Consider the following 20,055-nt stretch of genomic DNA (forward strand, 5'->3'; position numbering starts at 1 on the left):
CGCCGTACCGGCGCTCACCGCCACGGCCGCGGCCACAGTGGCTGCCGCAGTGCCGATCGCAGTGGCGTTCGCGGCGATCGTCGTGGCCTGCCACCTGCTCTTCGGGGGAAGCGCGACGCTGCCGCACGACGAGGACGCGGCGGCCTTCCGCCTCATCGGCGACCTGCGCGACTGGGTCGACGCCAACAGGAACGCCAGCCCGATCTTCCTGTTCCTGGTCAACTACGTGCGCCTGCTGGCCGGCGGCCTGAACGACGCCTTCGCCCTGCTCCTGCGGGAGCTCGGCTGGGCCGGGACCATGGGACTGGCGGGCGGGATCGGCTGGCTGGCCGGTGGGCCGAGGACCGCGGTGACCGTGCTGGCCGGGTTCTGCGCGTTCGGGGTGCTCGGTGTGTGGCCGGAGAGCGCCGAAACCCTCGCGCTCGTGCTCGCCTCGGTCCTGCTCTCCCTGCTGCTCGGCCTGCCGCTCGGCGTGTGGGCAGGCCGCTCGGTACGGCTGCGCCGCCTGCTCGACCCGGTCCTCGACGTGATGCAGATCATGCCGACCTTCGCCTACCTGGCGCCGATGGTGCTGTTCTTCCAGATAGGACCGGCCGCGGCCGTCGTCGCCACGACGGTCTACGCGATCCCCCCGGCGATCAGGATCACGGCGCTGGCCGTCGAGCGGGTCTCCCCCTCGGCGGTCGAGGCCTCGGCCTCGCTCGGCGCGACCCGCTGGCAGACGCTGCGCACGGTCCACCTGCCCCTGGCCCGCGCGACGATCGCGCTGGCCGTCGGCCAGACCGTCATGATGGCGCTGTCCATGGTGGTGATCGCCGCGCTGATCGCGGCCCCCGGCCTCGGCTCGGGCATCGTCACCGGCCTGTCCCGGGCCGATGTCGGCCTCATGCTCCCCTCCGGTCTGGCCGTCGTGGCGCTGGCCGTCGTCCTCGACCGGACGGTCGCCGCCTGCGCCGTACCGGGAGGACGGCCGCGCCGGGCCGTACTCGCCGCGGCGGTCCTGGCGCTCTGCGGCGCCGCCGCCTCCCTGCTGCTGGGCACCGGGTTCCCTCCCGGCTGGACGCTCCACCTGGCCGGACCGGTCAACGACGCCGTGACCTGGGCGAAGTTCTCCTGGTACGGCGTCACGGACGCGATCAGGAACCTCGTGACCGAGGCCCTGCTCAACCCGTTGCAGGAGGTGCTGACCTCCTCCCCCTGGTGGCTGGTCGCCGGGGTCGTGCTGGTGGTCGCCTGGCACCGGGCCGGTCCCCGCGACGCCGTCGTCGCCGTCTGCTGCCTGCTGGCCACGGCCCCGCTCGGGCTGTGGCGGCACACCATGGAGACGCTGACCACCGTGCTGACCGGGACGGCGCTGACCCTGGCCGCCGGGCTCGCGCTCGGCGTCGCCGCGGCCCGCTCCCCCCGCTTCTCCGCCGTGCTGCGCCCGCTGCTCGACGCCGCGCAGACCATGCCGTCGTTCGTCTACCTGCTGCCCGCGCTGGCCCTGTTCGGCGCGAGCAGGTTCACCGCGGTCCTGGCCTGCGTGGTCTACGCCCTGCCCCCGGTCGCGCGGCTGGTCCAGGACGGGATCGGCGCCGTCTCCCCGGCGGCCGTCGAGGCCGCCCGATCCTGTGGCTCGACCGAGTGGCAGGTGCTGTGGAAGGTCCGCCTGCCCCTGGCCCGCGGGGCGATCCTGCTGGCCGCCAACCAGGGCGTCGTCATGACACTCGCCATGGTCGTGGTCGGCGGGCTGGTCGGCGGGGGCGGGCTCGGCTACGACGTCGTCTCCGGCTTCGCCCGGCGTGCCGACTTCGGCATGGGGCTCGCCGCCGGAGTGGCGACGGTTCTGGTCGGGGTCACGCTCGACCGGATCACCAGGGGCGCCGCGGAGCGCCCCGCCAGGAAGGTCCCCCGATGGTCTCCCGGAAAGAAGAGGATCTCATGAGGATCGGACGCAGCATCCGTCTGCTCGCCGGCGCCCTCACCGTCGCGCTTGCCGCGGGATGCGCGGGCGCCAGGGTCGAGACGGGTCAGGCCGCGGCGCCGTCGCCGGCGGACTCCGTCGTGCGGATCGCCGTCAACCCGTGGGCCGGTTACGAGGCCAGTACGGCGGTGCTCTCCCACCTGCTGGAGAAGAAGCTCGGCTACACCGTCAAACGCGAGAACCTCGCCGAGCAGGTCTCCTGGGAGGGCTTCGAGAAGGGCGACGTCGACGTCATCGTGGAGAACTGGGGCCACGAGGACCTGAAGAAGACCTTCATCCAGGACAGGAAGGTCGCCGTCGAGGCCGGTTCGACCGGCAACAAGGGCGTCATCGGGTGGTACATCCCCGGCTGGATGGCCAAGGAGTATCCCGGCATCACCGACTACCGCAACCTCAACAGGTACGCGAACCTGTTCAGGACCTCCGAGTCCGCCGGGAAGGGCCAGCTGCTCTTCGGCGACCCGTCCTACGTCAGCAACGAGGACGCCCTGATCAAGAACCTCGGGCTGAACCTGAAGGTCGTCGTGGCGGGCAGCGAGGCGGCGCTGATCGAGTCCGCGACCCAGGCGCAGCGCCAGCGCAGGCCGCTGCTGTTCTACTTCTGGAAACCGCACTGGCTCTTCGACAGGATCGACCTGGTCAGGGTCACCCTGCCCCCGCACACCGAAGGCTGCGACGCCGACCCCAAGAAGGTCGCCTGCGACTACGCGGAGCTGGACCTCGACAAGGTCGTGAGCAGGAGGTTCGCCGAGACCGGCGGCCGGGCCTACCAGCTGGTCAGGAACTTCTCCTGGACGAACGAGGCGCAGAACGCCGTCGCGAACGACATCGTCAACAACGGCCTGAGCGCCGAGGCCGCCGCGGAGAAGTGGATCAAGGCCAACGAGTCCGTCTGGTCCTCCTGGATGCCCCAGTGAGGGCACTGTCGCATCCGCTGACCCGCCTCGTGGCGGCGGCCGTACTGCTGGTGTGGCTGCCCGGGTGCTCCGCCCCGCAGCAGAGGCGGCCGGTGACCGGCGGCCTCGTACGGATCGCCGTCAACCCGTGGGTCGGCTACGAGGCCAGCGCCGCCGTCCTCGGTGTGCTGCTGGAACGGGAGCTCGGTTACACGGTACGGAAGGTGCCGCTCAACGAGACCGAGTCATGGGAGGGAATGGAAAAGGGGACGGTCGACGTCATCGTCGAGAACTGGGGTCGTGAGGCGGAGAAGAAAACCTATATCGAGGACAGGAAAGTCGCGGTCTCCGCCGGGCGCAACGGCAACAGGGGTGTCATCGGGTGGTACGTGCCCCAGTGGATGGCCGAGCGATATCCCGGCATCACCGACTGGCGCAACCTCAACAAATACGCCGGGCTGTTCAGAACCAAGAAGTCCGGTGACGCCGGGCAGGTTCTCGACGGCGACCCCTCCTATGTCACCAATGACGAGGCGCTGGTGCGCAATCTCCGTCTCGACTACAAGGTGGTCTACGCGGGAAGCGAGAAGGCTCTGATCAACGCCGCGGAGGTCGCCACGGAACGGCGGACCCCGCTGCTGATGTACTTCTACGAGCCGCAGTGGCTGTTCACCCGGCTCAAGCTGGTCAAGGTCAACCTTCCCCCCTACGCGATCGGCTGCGACGCCGACCCCAAGAAGGTGGCCTGCGACTACCCGCCCTACCTGCTGGACAAGGTCGTGAGCAGGAGGTTCGCCGAGACCGGTGGCAGGGCCTACGAGCTGGTGCGCAACTTCACCTGGAGCAACGACGACCAGAACGCGGTGGCCGACGACATCGTCAACGCGAACATGACCCCGGAGAAGGCCGCGGAGAAGTGGGTCAGGGAGAACGCGATCGTCTGGAAGGACTGGATCCCCGCCTGACCGGCCGTACGGGAGAGAGCGGCGCGGGAGGGGGCCCTCCCGCGCGCGCCGTGCTCGGAGGTCTCAGACGGGCATGCCGTAGGCGGCGCGGACCCGCAGGACGTGCTCGACCAGCGTGATGAGCGTGCCCTTGACGGAGTCACGGGAGCGCGCGTCGGTGCGCACGATGGGGACGTGCGGGGCGAGCGCCAGGGCCTCGCGCACCTCCTCCTCCGTGTGGAGGAACCTGCCGTCCCAGCCGTTGATGCCGACCACGAAGGGGAGCTTGGCCTCCTCGAAGTAGTCGATCGCCGGGAAGCCGTCGGCCAGCCGCCGGGTGTCGACCAGGACCACCGCGCCGATGGCGCCCTTGACGAGGTCGTCCCACATGAACCAGAACCGGTGCTGGCCCGGCGTGCCGAACAGGTACAGGATCAGTTCCTGGTCCAGCGACAGCCTGCCGAAGTCCATGGCGACCGTGGTCGTCGCCTTGTTCGGGGTGAGGCCGAGGTCGTCGATGCCGGCGCTGGCGTCGGTCATCACCGCCTCCGTGGTCAGCGGCAGGATCTCGGAGACGGCACCCACGAACGTGGTCTTGCCGACGCCGAAGCCACCGGCGACGACGATCTTCGTCGACGTCAGGCCGCCACGGTTAGAGCCTGCGAAGTCCACTGAGAACCCTTTCGAGCATGTTGAGATCCGGTTGTCCCTTGTCGAGGCTCGGCTGGTGGAGGCGGACGAGTCCCTCGTCCGCCATGTCCGCCACCAGCACGCGGGCCACGCCAAGCGGGACCCTCAGCAGCGCCGAGATCTCGGCGACCGACCGGAACGCCCGGCACATCCTGATGATGGCCTCCTGCTCGGGGGTGAGCAGGGCCAGTTCCTCGTCCATGATGAACGAGGAGGAGACCAAGGTCTCGATCGCCATGTGGTAGCGCGGCTCGGCGCGACCGCCGGTGACCGTGTAGGGACGGAACAGGGGTTCCTCGTCCCCACTTCCATCACTCCCGAGCACGGCCCCCTCCAGTGAACCTCATCGTCATCTCCGGGATGCCTGTAGTTCGGCCCGCAGAGCGGGGGTGAGCACCTGACCCGCACGGTCGACCAGCAGGGTCATCTGGTAGGCGACCAGTCCCATGTCACACTCGGGGGAGGCGAGGACGGCGAGCACCGAACCGTCGCTGATCGCCATGACCAGCAGCAGCCCGCGCTCCATCTCGACCACCGTCTGGGTCACGGCCCCGCCCTCGAAGACGCGGGACGCCCCGACGGTGAGGCTGAGCAGGCCCGCCGCGACGGCGGAGAGCTGGTCGGCCCGGTCGTCGGGGAAACCCTCCGAACTGGCCAGCCGCAGCCCGTCCGCCGACACGCACACGGCGTGCGCCACCCCTGGAGTGCCCCGGACGAACTCGGTGATCAGCCAGTCGAACCTGCTTGCCTCGTGGCTCAGGGTCGTCACGAGCCCTCCTCCTTATCCGCCAGGGTCCTGGCGGAGTCCTCGTTGAGTTCGGCCCGTCCCCGCCGTACCCCCTGCTGGAAACTCGACAGGCGGCTGCGGACCCGCTCGGGCGAGAGGGGCGGCATCGGAGTCGACGGTACGGCCGCGGCCGTACCCGGGACCAGGTTGGCCTTCGGGGTGCGCTTGGGCAGGCCCGCGGCGGTGATCCCGCCGAGGGCCGGGTCGCTGGCCGCCTGGGCGGCCCGCCATCCGGCGTCGGCCGCTGCCTCCCAGTTCTCCGGCTCGCGGACGGGTGTCCGCGGCCTGAGCGGTCGCGCGACGGGCTCGGACGCCTGGCCGGGGTCGCCGGCCTCGGCCTCCTGTGAGTCGTCACGTGTCTCCGGGCCGGGAAGGGCCTGCCTGACGGCCTGTGACGTCTGGCCGGCCTCCTCCGGTTCCTCGGTCTCATGAGGTTCGTCGGCCGTCTCGCCGTGCCCGGCGGCCGCCTCGGTCCTGCGGAACCAGGCGGACTCGACGGAGGCGAAGATCGGCAGGAACTCCTCCTGCTCGGGTTCGAGCGGGGAGACCCGTACGGCGGGCATCGACGCGGTCGCCGGGTCGTCGTGGGCTTCGAGCGCGTCGTGGGAGCTGTGCCCCCAGGCGGAGAAGCCGCTCGACGGGGCGGGGGCGCCGGTCGCCGCGCCGCCGCCCGTCCCGGGGACCGGCCGCTTGGGCAGCGGGTAGGCCGTGCCGGACGGGGCGCCGAGCGAGCCCGAGGCGATGGGCTGGTCGGCGGGGATGGGGTGCTCGTCGGGGAAGGACACCGAGCTGAAGGGGTCCGCCTGCGGGAACGAGGGATGTCCCTGCCCGAGGGAGGTGTGCCCGAAGGAGGTCCGGCTGAGGGAGGTGCCCGCGAACGAGCTCTGCCCGAAGGAACTCTGCCCGAAGGAGCTCTGGCTCTGCGACTCCCCGCCCCACGACGGGGTCTGGCTCGGCTGGACCGTCTCGACGATGAGCGCGGCGGGGAACAGGACCATGGCGATGAGGCCACCCGACTCCTGCGGGCGCAGCTGGACCCGGACGCCGTGGCGCAGGGCCAGGCGGCCGACCACGAACAGGCCCATCCTCCGGGAAACCGAGACGTCGACCACGGGCGGGTCCGCCAGGCGCCGGTTGGTCTCGATCAGCTCCTCGTTGGTCATGCCGATGCCCGCGTCGCTGACCGCGAGCAGCGCGCCGCCGCCCTCGATCATGCTGCTGGAGACCACGACCTGGCTGGCCCGCGGGGAGAACTGGATGGCGTTCTCCACCAGCTCGGCGATCAGGTGGACGACGTCGTTGGCCGCGCTTCCCGAGACCGAGAGCGTGCGGTGCACCTTGACCTGGACCCGCTCGTAGTCCTCGACCTCCGACAGGGAGGCGCGCACGACGTCGACGAGCTTGGCCGGCTGGCTGCGCCTGCGGGAGGGCTCGTGGCCCGCCAGGACCAGGAGGTTCTCCGAGTTGCGGCGCATGCGGGTGGCCAGGTGGTCGAGCCGGAACAGGTCGGCGAGCCGCCCGCCGTCCTCCTCGCCCTTCTCCAGGCCGTCGATCAGTGAGATCTGCCGTTCGACCAGGGTCTGGGTGCGGCGGGAGAGGTTGACGAACATCGCGCTGATGTTGGAGCGGAGCTCGGACTCCTCGGCGGCCAGCCGTACGGCCTGCTGGTGGACCTCGTCGAAGGCCTTGGCGACCTCTCCGATCTCGTCCTTGGAGTCGACGGAGATCGGGGCGATGTCCGGCGCCCTGGTGTCTCCCGAGACCCGCAGGTTGCGCACGACCTCGGGAAGCTTGAAGCCCGCCACGTCCAGTGCCTCGGAGCGCAGACGGCGCAGCGGCAGGACCATCGAGCGGGCGATGAGGACGGTCAGTCCGAGGATCAGCATCAGCAGGAGCAGGATCAGCCCGGAGGCGATGATCGCGTTGCGCTGCTCGGTGTCCTCAAGCTCCCTGGCCCGGGTGATCACGGCCGTGGCGACCTGGGTCTCGACCTTCCCCATCCGGTCGAGGATCGTGGTGTTGTCGGCGAACCACTGCTTGACGGCGGCGAAGTCGGTCAGCAGGCGCCCCTGCGACTGCGAGCCGCTGGCCAGCACGATCGCCCTGGCCTTGGTCAGCTCGGCCCGGTAGACCTTCTCGTCCATCAGGGCCTTGACGAGGAGCTGGCGGTTGGCGCCGCTCGCCTCGATGGTGAAGTCGGCCTTGTACTCCTCCATGCGCGATCTGGAGGCGATGAACTTCTCGATCTCCTGGGCGGTGATCTGCGAGGGGGCGTAGTAGCCCGCGAGCAGACGCGAACGCTGCCGGGAGACCTCCTCCTTGGCGCGGGCCAGCGCGCTGAGCGCCCGGGTGTTGCCGACGATCTCGGGGTCGTCGCTGACCAGGGTGAGTTCCTCGTGCAGCTGCAGCAGCGGGGCGATCATGATGCTGTAGCGCTCTGCCCGGTTCGTCCCGGGCAGCTGCCGCAGCTCGCCCAGGCCCGCGAGCTGGTAGCCCACGTCCCTGGCCGCCTCCGCGGCGCGCTGGCCGTAGCTGTCGTCGATGTTCTGCAGGTCGAGCCTGACCTTGCCGACCAGGGCGTCGACGGTCTTCGCCTGCGCCGCCGCCGCGTCCTGCAGGCCCTGGTTCGAGGGCTGGAAGGCGGCCCAGGCGACACGGTCACGTTCCAAACCGAGGGCCTGCGCCAGTTCTCGCAGCGATCCGGAGTACTCGGCCGCCGAGGCGGTCCGCTGGTATCCGGCCACGCTGTCGATGGAGGCGACCACGCGCGTTCCAGCGAGCACCACGCCCACCACGGTCGGCACGAGGATCAGGGCGGTGAGGCGCGTCCGCACACGCCAGTTCCGCAAACCGAACCGGGCGGCGAAGCGCCTGCCGCGGCTGTGTGCCGCGGTACCGCCGCCCTCGGTTGTCGCCGTCGTCACCGCTCTCGCTCTACCTCTCACCATCACGACATAGGTGGCCCTCATCAGACCACATGGTCACGGGACGCAATCGACAAAGCCGACAAACCGGACGCAATCGTTACGAAGGTGACGAGAGAACGATTTCCTATGGTTATCGCAAGGCGGCAAGCACCTGGTCCCGCACCAGTGCCCGCTGGGCCTCGTCAGTCAGAGGACGCCCGGCTCTATCGACAACGTAGAAGACATCCACCGCCTCTGCGCCGAGAGTCTCTACACGTGCGGCTCGCACGTCAAGACCACAGTCTCCAAAAGCCCCGCCGATTCGCCACAATAGTCCCGGTCGGTCCCGTGCGCGCACCTCCACCACGGTTGCGGTGTTGGACGCGTCGTCAACAATAGTGACCCGTGGTGGCGCGACCGGCACCCGGGGCGGCCGGGCCGAAGCGGCCCTGCGGGCCAGGCGCCGCCCGATGTCGAGCCGTCCGGCGAGAACGAGCCGCAGGTCAGCCTCCAGGGTCGCCGGATCGGGCGGCGAGCCGTACTCGGGGACGACCGCGAACTCGATCACCGCCGTCGCCCCCGCGGAGGCGGCCGAGGCGGCGCGGACGACCATCCGGTGCGCGGCGAGCACCCCTGCCGCGCTCCACAGCAGCCCGGCCCTGTCCGGGGCGACGACGGTGACCGCTCCCCCGTTGACCCGTACGGCGCCGCCACCGTGTCTGGCCAGGGACGTCTGGGCCGCCGAGAGCACCGGGGCCGGTCTGACGGGCGTGCCGGACAGCACCGAGCGCACCCGGCGCACGAGGTCGGCGACCAGGGACGCCTTCCAGGAGTTCCACGCGGCGGGTCCCGTGGCGCGGCCGTCGGCGACGGCGAGCGCGGCCAGCAGCTCCAGGACCTCGCGTGATCCGACCGCCTCGGCCACCCTGGAGATCGTCACCGGGTCGTCGAGGTCGCGGCGGGTCGCGGTCTCCGGCAGCAACAGGTGGTGACGGACCACCCGCTCCAGGGTCTCCACATCTGGCGCGGAGAGTCCCATCCGGGCGCCGATATCCCGAGCCACGACCGCCCCGGTCACCGAGTGGTCCCCGGGCCATCCCTTGCCGAGGTCGTGCAGCAGCGCGGCGACGAGCAACAGGTCGGGCCGGGCCACCTCGCGGGTGAACGACGCCGCCCCCGCGGCCGTCTCGATGAGGTGCCGGTCCACGGTGTGGCGGTGCACGGGGTTGCGCTGCGGGCGGTGCCGTACACGCTCCCAGTCGGGCAGCAGACCGACCACCACGCCCGCCTGGTCCAGCTCCTCCCAGACCGGCACCGCGGCCTGTCCCGCGCCGAGCAGCCCGACCAGGGCGTCGCGCGCCTCGGCGGGCCAGGGTACGGGCAGCGGCGGCGAGTGGGCGGCGAGCGCGCTCACCGTGGCCTGCGCGAGCGGCAGCCCCGCCTCGGCGGCGGCCGCCGCGGCGCGCAGCACGAGCACCGGATCGGCGCGCGGGTCCGCGTCGCGGGCGAGCACGACCTCGCCGCCCTGCTCGACCACGCCGTCGGCGAGCGGGCGGCGCCCCCTGGGCGCGGGGCCGCCGACCAGCCGGTCGACGGCACGCCAGGTGGCGTCGAAGGCGTGCGTGACGGTCCGCCCCGCCTCCGCGAGAGCGCGCATCAGCACCTCGGCGTCGAGCAGGCCGAGGACGCCCGCGACCGCCTCCTGCTCCTGGAGCACCAGCCGGTCGCTCCCCCGCCCGGTCACCAGGTGCAGGGCGTGCCGGACGTCCAGCAGCAGTTCGTGGGCCTGCCTGACCCTCGGCCCCGGCGCCGAGGCGACCCAGGCCGCGGCGACCGCCTGCATGACCTGCACGTCACGGATGCCGCCGCGCGCGTCCCTGAGGTCGGGTTCCAGCAGGAAGGCCAGCTCACCGCGGGCCGCCGCCCGCAGGCCCGCGGCCTCACGAAGCTCGGCGAGCCTGCGCCGAGCGTCGGCCCGCCACCCGGCCAGCACGCCCTCCCTGGCCGCCCTGGTCAGCTCCGGGTCGCCCGCGACGTGCCGGGCCTGGATCAGCCCGAGCGCCGCCTTCAGGTCGTCTCCGGCGACCGCGACGGCCTCCCCGACCGTCCGCACCGAGTGGTCCAGGCCCGCGCCCGAGTCCCAGATCGGGTACCAGAGCCGGTCGGCGACGGCCGCCACGTCGTGCCTGCCGTCGTGCAGCAGGACCAGGTCGAGGTCGCTGCCCGGTGCCTGCTCGCCCCTGCCCAGGCTGCCGACCGCGACGAGCGCGATCCCGGACGGCTCGCGTTCCCCGCTCCCCGCGCCGTCCTTCCCGTACGGCGCGCCGCGGGCGCTCCTCAGCAGCCCGGCCAGCCAGCGGTCGACCTCCGCGGTCCGCTCCCTGCGGGCCGCGGCGTAGGAACGCCGGTTCACAACGCCTCTGGGCCGCGTTCCCCGGTGCGGACCCGCACGACCGTGTCCACGGGGACGGACCAGACCTTGCCGTCCCCGATCTTGCCGGTCTGCGCCGCCTTGACGATGACGTCGATGACGTCGTCGGCGTCGTCCTCCTCGGCCAGCACCTCAAGCCGGACCTTGGGCACCAGGTCCACCTGGTACTCCGCGCCCCGGTAGACCTCGGTGTGGCCACGCTGGCGGCCGTACCCGCTGGCCTCACTGACCGTCATGCCCCTGACGCCGAACTGTTCCAGCGCGGCCTTCACGTCGTCGAGCTTGAAGGGCTTGATGACGGCGGTGATGAGTCTCATGCGTCCACCTTCTTCGCGGTGCCACTGGCCGCCGGGGTCCTGACCGTGACGCCGGAGGCGTGCACGGTGCCCAGGTCGTAGCCGGTCTCGGCGTGGGAGGTGATGTCGATTCCGGTGACCTCGTCGTCGGCGCCGATCCTGAACCCCACGGTCCTGTCGATGATCTTGGCGATGACCCAGGTGACGGCGAACGAGTAGGCCGCGACCACGATCGGGCCCAGCAGTTGCAGTCCCAGTTGCCCGAGGCCGCCGCCGTACAGCAGCCCCTTGCCCTGCTGGCCGAGGAGGGGGTAGGCGGCCAGGAAGCCGAGCGAGACCGCGCCGAGCACGCCGCCGACCATGTGGACGCCGACCACGTCGAGTGCGTCGTCGAAGCCGAGACGGTACTTCAGGCCGACGGCACTGGCGCAGACCGCGCCCGCGACGGCGCCGATGACGACCGCGCCCCAGGGGTCGACGAAGCCGCACGCCGGGGTGATCGCGACCAGGCCCGCGACCGCGCCCGAGGCGACTCCCAGGCTGGTCGCGTGGCCGTCGCGCGCCTTCTCCACGACCAGCCAGGCGCCCGCGCCGACGGCGGCGGCGATCTGGGTGTTCATGAACGCCAGCCCCGCGGTCCCGTCGACGGCCAGTTCCGAGCCCGCGTTGAAGCCGAACCAGCCGAACCACAGCAGGCCCGCGCCGAGCAGCACCAGGGGCAGGTTGTGCGGGCGCATCGGCTCCCTGCGCCAGCCGACGCGCCTGCCGAGCACGAGGGTCAGCGCGAGCGCCGCGGCCCCGGCGTTGATGTGGACGACCGTGCCGCCCGCGAAGTCCTCCACGCCCAGGTCGAACAGCCAGCCGCCGCCCCAGACCCAGTGGGCGACCGGGAGGTAGACCACGCTCGCCCAGACCGCGGTGAACAGCACCCACGCGCCGAACCTGGCGCGGTCGGCGACGGCGCCGCTGATCAGGGCGACGGTGATCACCGCGAAGGTGAGCTGGAAGGCGGAGTAGACCAGGCTCGGCATCCCGGTGCCGTCGGCCTTGGTCGCCGTGCCCACCAGGCTCTGCAGCCCCAGGGCGTCCAGCCCGCCGACGAAGGCGTTGACGATCCCGTTGCCGTTCTCGGTGAAGGCCAGTGAGTGCCCGTAGAGCACCCAGGCGACGGTGACGGTGACGATGCTCGCGAACGACATCATCATCATGTTCAGGACGCTCTTGGCCCTGGTCATGCCGCCGTAGAACAGTGCGAGCCCCGGAGTCATCAGCAACACCAGCGCGGTGGCCGTGAGCATCCAGGCAGTGGTGCCGCTATCGATCTTCATTCGAAGCGACCCTCCTTACGAATGGCGCGTGCCTGTCTCAGGTCGCAGTGAACGCCTCCGGGCTCCGTCGACCGTGCGCACTGACGATGCGCCCCAGCGTGTTCCCCGGTGGTTTCACGGCGCCGCACGATGTGTTTCGGATCTGTGAAACTCCACGACACGGTGTTTCAGCCACGTTTCGGACAGAGTCCCCGAAGGCCGCGATCCATCCCAAACCAGCCGCCGGACGGGTTGGTTTTCCCACGAAAGACCACGAAAGAGAATGCCCCGACACATCGCCACAGGCCGGGACGGTAACACCAGCCCCTTACTCACAAAACGGACGAACGTCAGCAAATATCGACAAGATCATCAATAACTGACTACGAACGGGATCGCCGACCTTATCGTGTGTGACGACAGCGGAATACGCGTACGACAGGAGACCTCCCCCTGTGGTGAAACGTGATGATTCACCTTCCTCCCCGCAGAATCCTTCCGAATGGAAGCTTTCCCAGCAGAAGCCAGAAATCGACACCACCGTCCCGCACTCGGCCCGGATCTGGAACTACTGGCTGGGCGGCAAGGACAACTACCCGGTCGACCGCGAGGCCGGCGAGCAGTTCGCCGAGGTCTTCCCCGGTATCGCCGGGCTCGCCCGCGCGTCCCGGCACTTCCTCGCCCGCGCGATCCGGCACCTGGCCGGCGAGGAGGGGATCCGCCAGTTCCTCGACATCGGCACGGGCCTGCCGACCGTCGACAACACCCACGAGGTGGCCCAGCGGGTGGCCCCGGACTCCCGCATCGTCTACGTCGACAACGACCCCCTCGTCCTGGTGCACGCGGGCGCGCTGCTCACCAGCACCCCCCAGGGCATGACCACCTATATCAATGCCGACCTGTACGACCCGGACACGATCCTGGCCGCCGCGGCCAAGACGCTGGACCTCACCCGGCCCGTCGCGCTCGTGCTGATGCAGATCACCGGGCACGTCCGCGACACCGGCGAGGCGCACGCCATCGTGAGACGGCTCATGGACGCCCTGCCCTCGGGCAGCTTCCTCGCCTTCAACGACAGCGTCGACACCAACGCGGAGAACTTCGCGGCCACGCAGCAGTACAACGACAGCGGCGCGGCCCCCTACCACCTGCGCAGCCCGGAGGAACTCGCCGGCTTCTTCGACGGCCTCGACCTCCTGGAACCCGGTGTCGTCCCGATCACACACTGGCGGCCCGAGGTGCCTCTCCTCGACCCGGTCGCCGACGTGGACGCGCTGGGCGGCGTCGCCCGTAAGAGGTAGGTCTCCACCACACCTCGCGCGGACCGCGCCGTGACGGTCCGCGGTGGCCTCTCCCGGACACACGGTGACCACCCCCGCCCCCGTACGGGATCTCCCGCGCGGGACGGTGGACGGTCGCCGTGCTCCGGTTTTCCCGAGACCGGCGCGCCGCGGTCCGACGTCGGCGACCGTCGCCAGAAAGTGACTGAACATGAACATCGAGACCGTGAAGGACCGGCCCGACGGCCGGACCACGGACGACTCCCCCGCAGGGAGCGGACCCACCGTCCTGCGGATGCTGCTGGGCGTCCGGCTCCGCAGGCTGCGGGAGGTCAGCAACATCAGCCTTGAGGAGGCGGGCGAGACGATCCGGGCCTCGCGCTCCAAGATCAGCCGCCTGGAGCTGGGACGCACCGGCTTCAAGCAGCGCGACGTGGCGGACCTTCTCACCCTCTACGGCCTCACCGACGAGGCGGAACGAGCCACGCTGCTGGCGATGGCCAAACAGGCCAGCCGGCGCGGTTGGTGGCACCCCTACAGCGATCTGGTGCCGAGCTGGTTCGACGCCTATCTCGGTCTGGAACAGGCCGCCGACGTCATCCGCGGTTACGAGGTCCAGCTCATCCCCGAGCTGCTGCAGACCGAGGACTACGCCCGCGCCGCCATCCGGCTCGCCCACCAGGACGCCACGAACGCCGAGTGCGAACGCCGGGTCGAGCTGCGCATGAGGCGGCAGCGGATCCTGCACCGGCCCAACGCCCCGAGGCTGTGGACCGTCATCGACGAGGCGGCGCTACGCCGTCCGGTCGGCGGCACGGCGGTGATGCGCGCCCAGCTGGAACACCTGGTCGCCGTCACCGGGCTCAACCACGTCACCGTCCAGGTCCTGCCGTTCAGCGCGGGCGGCCACGCCGCGTGCGGCGGGCCCGTCACCATCCTGCGCATGCCCGAGCAGCAGCTTCCCGACGTCGTCTATCTCAGGCAGCTCATCGGGGCCGCCTGCCCCGACAGGCCGAGTGACGTGCAACGCTTCTGGCACGTCATGAACCAGCTGGTCGTCCAGGCGGAACCGGCGCTCATGACGCGGGACATTCTTCACCGCTTCATCGAGGAGCTCCCCGGACGCTGACCCCGGACCCGATCCGGTACGGCTCCCCGAGGCCGTACCGGATCGTAGGGGTTCAGGCCGCCATCGCCATCTTCCGCAGCCTGGCCAGGGCGTCGCGCTCGATGCGGCGGGCGCGGTCACGGCCGATGCCGTAGCGCTCACCGACCTCGGTCAGCGTGTGCTCACGGCCGTCGATCAGGCCGTAGCGCCAGCGGAGCATCTCACGGGTCTGTCCCTCAAGGCCGGTCAGCCACTCCTCAAGGCGCTCGCGCTCCAGGATGTCCATGGCCTGCTGCTCGGGGTCGGCCCACGTCTCGTCGGCGATCATGTCGCCGAGTTCGGTCTCGTCCTCGTCGCCCACGCCGAGCTGCAGGGAGACCGGGTCGGAGGCCCAGCGGCGCAGCTCGCGCACCCTCTCGATCGGCAGTTCGAGCACCTCGGCCAGGTCGGCGTCCGTCGGCTCCTGGTCGAACTCGGCCAGCATGTCGCGCCTGACACGCATCAGCCTGGTCATCTGCTCGCCCGCGTGGGTCGGCAGCCGTACCGGCCTGGCCTGCTCGTGGATCGCCCTGCCGACGGACTGGCGGATCCACCACGTCGCGTACGTCGAGAACTTGTAACCGCGCCGGTAGTCGAACTTCTCAACCGCCCTGACCAGACCCAGGTTCCCCTCCTGGACCAGATCGATCAACGGCATTCCACGCCCTGAGTACTTGCGCGCCACCGCCACCACAAGACGTAGGTTGGCCTGAATGAACTCATCCTTGGCCCGCTGCCCGGAAACAGCCAGTCTTTCGAGCTCCTCGTCGGCGGCGTCCGCGATACGCGGTTCCCGCAACCCGCCGTCGAGCAGTTGCTCGGCGAAGAGACCGGCCTCGATCCGCTTGGCGAGCTCGACCTCCTCCTCCGCCGTGAGCAGGGGGACCCTTCCGATCTCAGCCAGGTATGTCCCAAGCAGGTCTCGATCAGAGACGTGCTGATCCTGCGTCCGATTCCCCGTCGGCCTTGCCATCAGATGGCACCTCGTTCCGCCTGCTTATGGCAGGCCCGCGCGCTCAATCGAGACCCCGGGCGCGCGAACATGCCGCTTGCCTCAACAACGCCCGGACCAGGGCAAAGATTCCCCAAAAAAGTACGCCGAGAGAACGGTTTTGGATTTCCTCCTCAAGGAGGATGTCTCAGGACACAGCGCCATGAGGTCCCCCGGTTCCCCGCCCGGAAGGGCTCAAACCACGCCGCGCACCTCGGCGATCACCGCGGCGAGCGCGGCGCCCACGTCTCCCAGGACGTGCCTGCCCTCCTCGACCACCCGGCGGCCCCCTGAGACCACGGAGTGGACGTCCGCGGCCGTCGCGGCGAAGACCGTGATCTCCACGGCGTCCTCCTGGCAGGCCCCCGCGGTGCGGACCGAGTCCAGGCGCACCGAGACCAGGTCCGCCCAGGCCCCCGGCACGAGCATGCCCGCCTCGGGGAATCCCAGCGAGGCGTGCCCCGCGGCGGTCGCGGTCTGGAGCAGCTCGGCGGCCGTCCAGTGGCCGCGCCGTTCGGTGACGAGCCGCTCGCTCAGCTCGACGCCGCGCGCCTCCTCGAACAGGTCGATCACCGCCTGGCTGTCCGAGCCGAGCGTGACGGGCGACCCCGCGTCGAACAGCGCCCTGACGGGGCCGAGACCGTCGGCCAGGTCCCGTTCGGTCGTCGGGCACGCGCAGACGTGGGCGCGTGACTGCCCGAGCAGCGCGACGTCCACCTCGGACAGATGTACGGCGTGCACGGCCGTGGTGCGGGGTCCCAGGACGTCGTGCTCGGCCAGGAGCTGGACGGGGCTGGCGGTGTAGGCCTCGACGCACGCGGCGTTCTCCTCGCGCCGCTCGGACACGTGGACGTGCAGCGGGACCGCGTGGTGGTGGGAGAAGGCGCCGACCACGGGCATCTGCTCGGCGGGCACCGCGCGCACCGAGTGGAGCGCTGCCCCGACCTCGACGTCGTGTTCCCCCCGGTAGGCCCCCAGCAGTTCCTCCGCCCGGACCGCCCACCGCTCCGAGTCGCCGTCCCCGAAGCGGAGCTGGGCGCCCGTCAGCGGAACGCCGATGCCACCGGCCAGGTAACAGGTGTCCAGCAGCGCGATGCGCAGTCCCGCCCGTCGCGCCGCCTCGACGAGCGCGTGCCCCATCGCGTTCGGATCGCCGTACGGCCCGCCGCCCGGTGAGTGGTGGAGGTAGTGGAACTCCCCCACACAGGTGATCCCGGCCAGCGCCATCTCCGCGAAGACGGCCGTGGCGAGCCTGTGGTGGGAGTCGGGGTCCAGGGTCGCGGCGACGCCGTACATCCGCTCACGCCAGGTCCAGAAGTTGCCCTTCTCCCGCTGTGTCAGCCCGCGCAGCGCCCGGTGGAAGGCGTGGGAGTGCGCGTTGGCCAGCCCCGGCAGGGTCAGCCCGGCCAGCCGTACGGCCCCGGCGGGAGGGACGGCGACGCCGGAGGCCACCTCGGAGATCCGTGAGCCCGTGACCGTGACGAGCACCCCCGAGGCGACCTCGCCCGGCGGCAGCCAGGCCAGCTCACACCAGTAGGCCGTCTCCGGCACGGACGCTCCCCGCCCGGGCGCCTGGGGCGCTCCTGGCGAGGACGGGAAGGAGTCTCCCCGCGCTGCGGCGAACACCCTCCATTATGTGAACAGGGTCGTTCACGGGCGCCCCGCACGGCTCACATGAAGGGCAAAAGGGTCGTCCAAGACACCGCTCAGTTGACCGGGCCCGCGCTGGGACGGACGGTGATCTCGGTGACGTGGGCGTCCGGGGTGGCGCTCACCGCGGTGAGCACGACCCGCGCGACCGACTCGGGCGTCAGATATCTGTCCGGCTCGTAGGCCGCGCCCTCCTGCTCGCGGACCCCGCGCTGCATGTCGGTGTCGATCCGCCCGGGATAGACGGAGGTGACCCGCAGGGCGGGCTCCTCAAGGCGGAGCGCGTCGGCGAAGGCCCGCAGCGCGAACTTGCTGGCGGCGTAGGAGCCCCAGTCCGGGTTGGCCCGCAGGCCCGCCCCGGAGTTGATCAGCACGACCCGCCCCTGGGCCGCGCGCAGGGCGGGCAGCAGCAGCCGGGTCAGTTCGGCGACCGCGACCACGTTGAGGTCCAGGGTGCGCCGCCAGACCTCGGCGGGCGTCGTGGCGATCCGTCCCAGGATCGCCACCCCGGCGCTGTGCACCAGCACGTCGAGCCGGTCGATCCCGGCGACGTCGGCCTCGGTGACCGAGGTCAGCTCGACCGGCCAGGGGCGCGAGCCCGGCAGTTCCGCGGACAGCGCGGCGAGCGCCGCGGTGTCCCGGCCGCCGAGCAGCAGGTCGTGGGTGGGGGCCAGGGCGCGCGCGACCGCGGCGCCGACCCCCCGCGAGGCTCCGGTCACCAGTGCCAGGGGACGTTCGGACATGTGGATCACCCTACTCGGGGCGGAAGGTGTCCGGCCCGGGACGCTCCAGGGTGAGCGCGTAGACGTCGTGCGGGTAGTCGTGGCCCGTCGGCCGGACCCTGACCTCCCGCTCGTCGGCCTCCAGGATGACGCACCGGTGCCACCTGCCCTCCTGCAGGAACAGCCACGGCTCGCCCAGCACGGAAAGGCCCGAGCGGTGGACCTCCTCGGCCGCCTCCTCGTCCGGGCGGGGCTCCCCCAGCGGATAGCCGAACACGGTCAGCGGCTGCCAGGCGTCCCCCACCGGCCGCAGGTAACCCAGAAGGGCACCGTCGTCGTCACGTCTGATCTCTCTCACGCCCGGCACCGTAGCCCACGATTGACATCGTATTCAAACTTGAATAAAAAATTGCACATGTCCTCCACTCGTGTTCTACTGCTCGGCGTACTGCTCGACGGCCCTCTCCACGGTTACGAGGTGCGGCGCCGCCTCGAACTCATGGGCACCCAGCACTGGGCCAACGTGGCCTACGGCTCGATCTACCACGGACTCGCCAAGATGGCCGACGAAGGCCTCCTTGAGCGGGTCGAGGAGGGAAAGGGAGGCAAGACCGTCTATGGGATCACCGAGATCGGCCGTGCGGAGTTCGCCCGGCACCTGATGAGCCACTGGTGGGAGATCAAGCCGATCGTGGACCCGTTCCAGGTCGCTCTCACCTTCATGGACCGGCTCTCACCCGCCGACCTGACCTCGGCGATGGAGGCCAGGGCCGCGCAGCTGCGCTTCTCGATCTCCATGACCGAGCGCGCGATCGGCGGCAAGCAGGCCTTCGGCGCCCCCCGGCACATCGACGAGTGCCTGCGGCTCAACATCCTGCAGCTCCAGGCCCAGCTCACCTGGCTCGAAGAGGCCATGGAGAAGGTTCGCGACGGGAAGCTGCCGTGAAAAGGGGTTGAGCCTCACACCGCGAGAGGGTCCAGCCTTTCCCGGGAGGTCGCGCGAGCGCCTCCCCACCCCCAGTCACCCCCCGGACATCCGGCGGAACGGAGTGTAATGATCATCGAAGCGCGCGGACTGCGCAAGACCTTCACCAGGCGCGGGCGAGGCGGGAGCGAGCAGGTCGAGGCCGTCAGAGGCATCGACCTGTCGGTCTCCGAGGGCGAGATCTTCGCCGCCCTCGGCCCCAACGGAGCGGGCAAGACCACCACGGTCAGGATGCTCGCCACCTTCACCGCCCCGACCGCGGGAACGGCCACCGTGGCCGGATACGACGTGGTACGGCAGGCGGCCAAGGTCAGGGAGCGGATCGGGTACGTGGGCCAGACGGGCGGGATGGACGACAACGCCCCCGGCCTCGACAGCCTCCTGCTGGCCGCGCGCCTGGCGGGCCACTCCCGCAGGCAGGCGGCCGTCCGGGCCGACGAGCTGCTCGCGGCCTTCAGCCTGACCGAGATCGCCCGGCGCCCCCTCAAGACGCTGTCCGGCGGTCAGAAGCGGCGCTTCGCGCTGGCGGTCGGCCTGGTGAACCGGCCGCCGCTGGTCTTCCTCGACGAGCCGACGACCGGCCTCGACCCGCAGAACCGCGCCAACCTGTGGCAGGAGGTGCGCGCCCTGCGCGACCAGGGCACCAGCGTGCTGCTGACCACCCACTACCTGGACGAGGCCGACGCGCTGTGCGACCGGCTCGTCATCATCGACAACGGCCAGATCGTGGCCGAGGGCACCCCGCAGGGACTCAAGCGGGAGATCTCCGGGGACGTCGTCACCCTCAGGGTCGACGACCGGGCCGCGGCGCTGCCGCTGCTGGCCGCGCAGCCGTACATCAAGGAGACCCAGGAGCGGGACGACGCGCTGCTGGCCTACCTCGACGACGGCGAGCGCAACCTGACGTCACTGCTGCGCGCCCTTGAGGCCGGCGGGCTGGCCATCCGGTCCATCTCCCTCGACCGGGCCACGCTGGACGACGTCTTCCTGCGGCACACGGGGCGTTCCCTGCGTGACGCCGCCTGACGACCACCCCCACCGTCGAAACGTTAGGACC

Annotated in this window: 18 protein-coding genes; 7 read left to right on the top strand and 11 right to left on the bottom strand. The window is 70.9% G+C overall.

Translation table 11 applies throughout. The features are described from left to right. Nucleotides 1-49 precede the first annotated feature (49 nt). Genes ABT340_RS05985 through ABT340_RS05995 form a run of 3 tightly spaced genes read left to right on the top strand, consistent with a single transcriptional unit; the run spans nt 50 to nt 3,827 of the window. Nucleotides 50-1,927: an ABC transporter permease gene (locus ABT340_RS05985; protein WP_352009556.1), complete on the top strand. Its 1,878-nt coding sequence runs from the start codon at nt 50-52 to the stop codon at nt 1,925-1,927. After that, a complete protein-coding gene (locus ABT340_RS05990) occupies nt 1,924-2,883 on the top strand; it encodes an ABC transporter substrate-binding protein (protein WP_352009557.1) in 960 nt (319 codons plus the stop codon). Before ABT340_RS05985 ends, ABT340_RS05990 begins: the two co-directional genes overlap by 4 nt. Continuing rightward, nucleotides 2,880-3,827, top strand: a complete 948-nt coding sequence (locus tag ABT340_RS05995; RefSeq protein ID WP_352009558.1) for an ABC transporter substrate-binding protein — start codon at nt 2,880-2,882, stop codon at nt 3,825-3,827. The genes ABT340_RS05990 and ABT340_RS05995 overlap by 4 nt, the downstream gene beginning before the upstream one ends. Before the next feature lie 63 nt (nt 3,828-3,890). Here the strand turns inward: ABT340_RS05995 and ABT340_RS06000 are convergent, their stop codons facing one another. From ABT340_RS06000 to ABT340_RS06030, 7 genes are all read right to left on the bottom strand, one after another. Beyond that, nucleotides 3,891-4,478: a GTP-binding protein gene (locus ABT340_RS06000; RefSeq protein WP_352009559.1), complete on the bottom strand. Its 588-nt coding sequence runs from the start codon at nt 4,476-4,478 to the stop codon at nt 3,891-3,893. Then, the gene (locus ABT340_RS06005; protein ID WP_352009560.1) at nt 4,459-4,821 is read right to left on the bottom strand and encodes a DUF742 domain-containing protein; all 363 of its coding nucleotides are present in this window, start codon (nt 4,819-4,821) and stop codon (nt 4,459-4,461) included. Before ABT340_RS06005 ends, ABT340_RS06000 begins: the two co-directional genes overlap by 20 nt. A 24-nt stretch (nt 4,822-4,845) precedes the next feature. Continuing rightward, the gene (locus ABT340_RS06010) at nt 4,846-5,265 is read right to left on the bottom strand and encodes a roadblock/LC7 domain-containing protein (RefSeq protein WP_352009561.1); all 420 of its coding nucleotides are present in this window, start codon (nt 5,263-5,265) and stop codon (nt 4,846-4,848) included. Beyond that, nucleotides 5,262-8,207, bottom strand: a complete 2,946-nt coding sequence (locus ABT340_RS06015; protein WP_352009562.1) for a sensor histidine kinase — start codon at nt 8,205-8,207, stop codon at nt 5,262-5,264. The genes ABT340_RS06010 and ABT340_RS06015 overlap by 4 nt, the downstream gene beginning before the upstream one ends. A gap of 133 nt (nt 8,208-8,340) precedes the next feature. Beyond that, nucleotides 8,341-10,602: a [protein-PII] uridylyltransferase gene (locus ABT340_RS06020; protein ID WP_352009563.1), complete on the bottom strand. Its 2,262-nt coding sequence runs from the start codon at nt 10,600-10,602 to the stop codon at nt 8,341-8,343. Next, the gene (locus ABT340_RS06025) at nt 10,599-10,937 is read right to left on the bottom strand and encodes a P-II family nitrogen regulator (RefSeq protein WP_184713272.1); all 339 of its coding nucleotides are present in this window, start codon (nt 10,935-10,937) and stop codon (nt 10,599-10,601) included. The genes ABT340_RS06020 and ABT340_RS06025 overlap by 4 nt, the downstream gene beginning before the upstream one ends. Next, entirely contained in the window at nt 10,934-12,244 is a 1,311-nt protein-coding gene (locus ABT340_RS06030) for an ammonium transporter (RefSeq protein ID WP_352009564.1), read from the bottom strand. Before ABT340_RS06030 ends, ABT340_RS06025 begins: the two co-directional genes overlap by 4 nt. Nucleotides 12,245-12,681: 437 nt before the next feature. Between ABT340_RS06030 and ABT340_RS06035 the strand changes: the two genes are divergently transcribed. Together ABT340_RS06035 and ABT340_RS06040 are read left to right on the top strand one after the other, a co-directional pair. Next, nucleotides 12,682-13,524, top strand: a complete 843-nt coding sequence (locus ABT340_RS06035; protein ID WP_352009565.1) for an SAM-dependent methyltransferase — start codon at nt 12,682-12,684, stop codon at nt 13,522-13,524. 190 nt (nt 13,525-13,714) lie between these two features. Beyond that, on the top strand, nt 13,715-14,632 hold the full coding sequence (locus ABT340_RS06040; protein ID WP_352009566.1) for a Sco1979 family transcriptional regulator: 918 nt from the start codon (nt 13,715-13,717) through the stop codon (nt 14,630-14,632). Between the two features lie 52 nt (nt 14,633-14,684). Here the strand turns inward: ABT340_RS06040 and ABT340_RS06045 are convergent, their stop codons facing one another. The 4 genes from ABT340_RS06045 to ABT340_RS06060 form a co-directional block, all read right to left on the bottom strand. Continuing rightward, the gene (locus tag ABT340_RS06045) at nt 14,685-15,623 is read right to left on the bottom strand and encodes a sigma-70 family RNA polymerase sigma factor (RefSeq protein ID WP_352009567.1); all 939 of its coding nucleotides are present in this window, start codon (nt 15,621-15,623) and stop codon (nt 14,685-14,687) included. Between the two features lie 213 nt (nt 15,624-15,836). Beyond that, nucleotides 15,837-17,192 (bottom strand): formimidoylglutamate deiminase, encoded by a 1,356-nt coding sequence (locus tag ABT340_RS06050; RefSeq protein WP_352009568.1) that lies wholly within the window; start codon nt 17,190-17,192, stop codon nt 15,837-15,839. Between the two features lie 155 nt (nt 17,193-17,347). Then, complete coding sequence (locus ABT340_RS06055; RefSeq protein WP_352009569.1) at nt 17,348-18,034, bottom strand: SDR family oxidoreductase; 687 nt, start codon at nt 18,032-18,034, stop codon at nt 17,348-17,350. A gap of 10 nt (nt 18,035-18,044) precedes the next feature. Further along, nucleotides 18,045-18,371, bottom strand: a complete 327-nt coding sequence (locus ABT340_RS06060) for a hypothetical protein (protein ID WP_352009570.1) — start codon at nt 18,369-18,371, stop codon at nt 18,045-18,047. Nucleotides 18,372-18,428: 57 nt separating this feature from the next. Here ABT340_RS06060 and ABT340_RS06065 point away from each other — a divergent pair, with 57 nt between their 5' ends. Continuing rightward, a complete protein-coding gene (locus tag ABT340_RS06065) occupies nt 18,429-18,959 on the top strand; it encodes a PadR family transcriptional regulator (RefSeq protein WP_352009571.1) in 531 nt (176 codons plus the stop codon). A gap of 108 nt (nt 18,960-19,067) precedes the next feature. Further along, a complete protein-coding gene (locus ABT340_RS06070; protein WP_352009572.1) occupies nt 19,068-20,024 on the top strand; it encodes an ATP-binding cassette domain-containing protein in 957 nt (318 codons plus the stop codon). Nucleotides 20,025-20,055 lie beyond the last annotated feature (31 nt).

Source organism: Streptosporangium sp. NPDC000239, from assembly GCF_040300765.1.
GTDB lineage: Bacteria > Actinomycetota > Actinomycetes > Streptosporangiales > Streptosporangiaceae > Streptosporangium.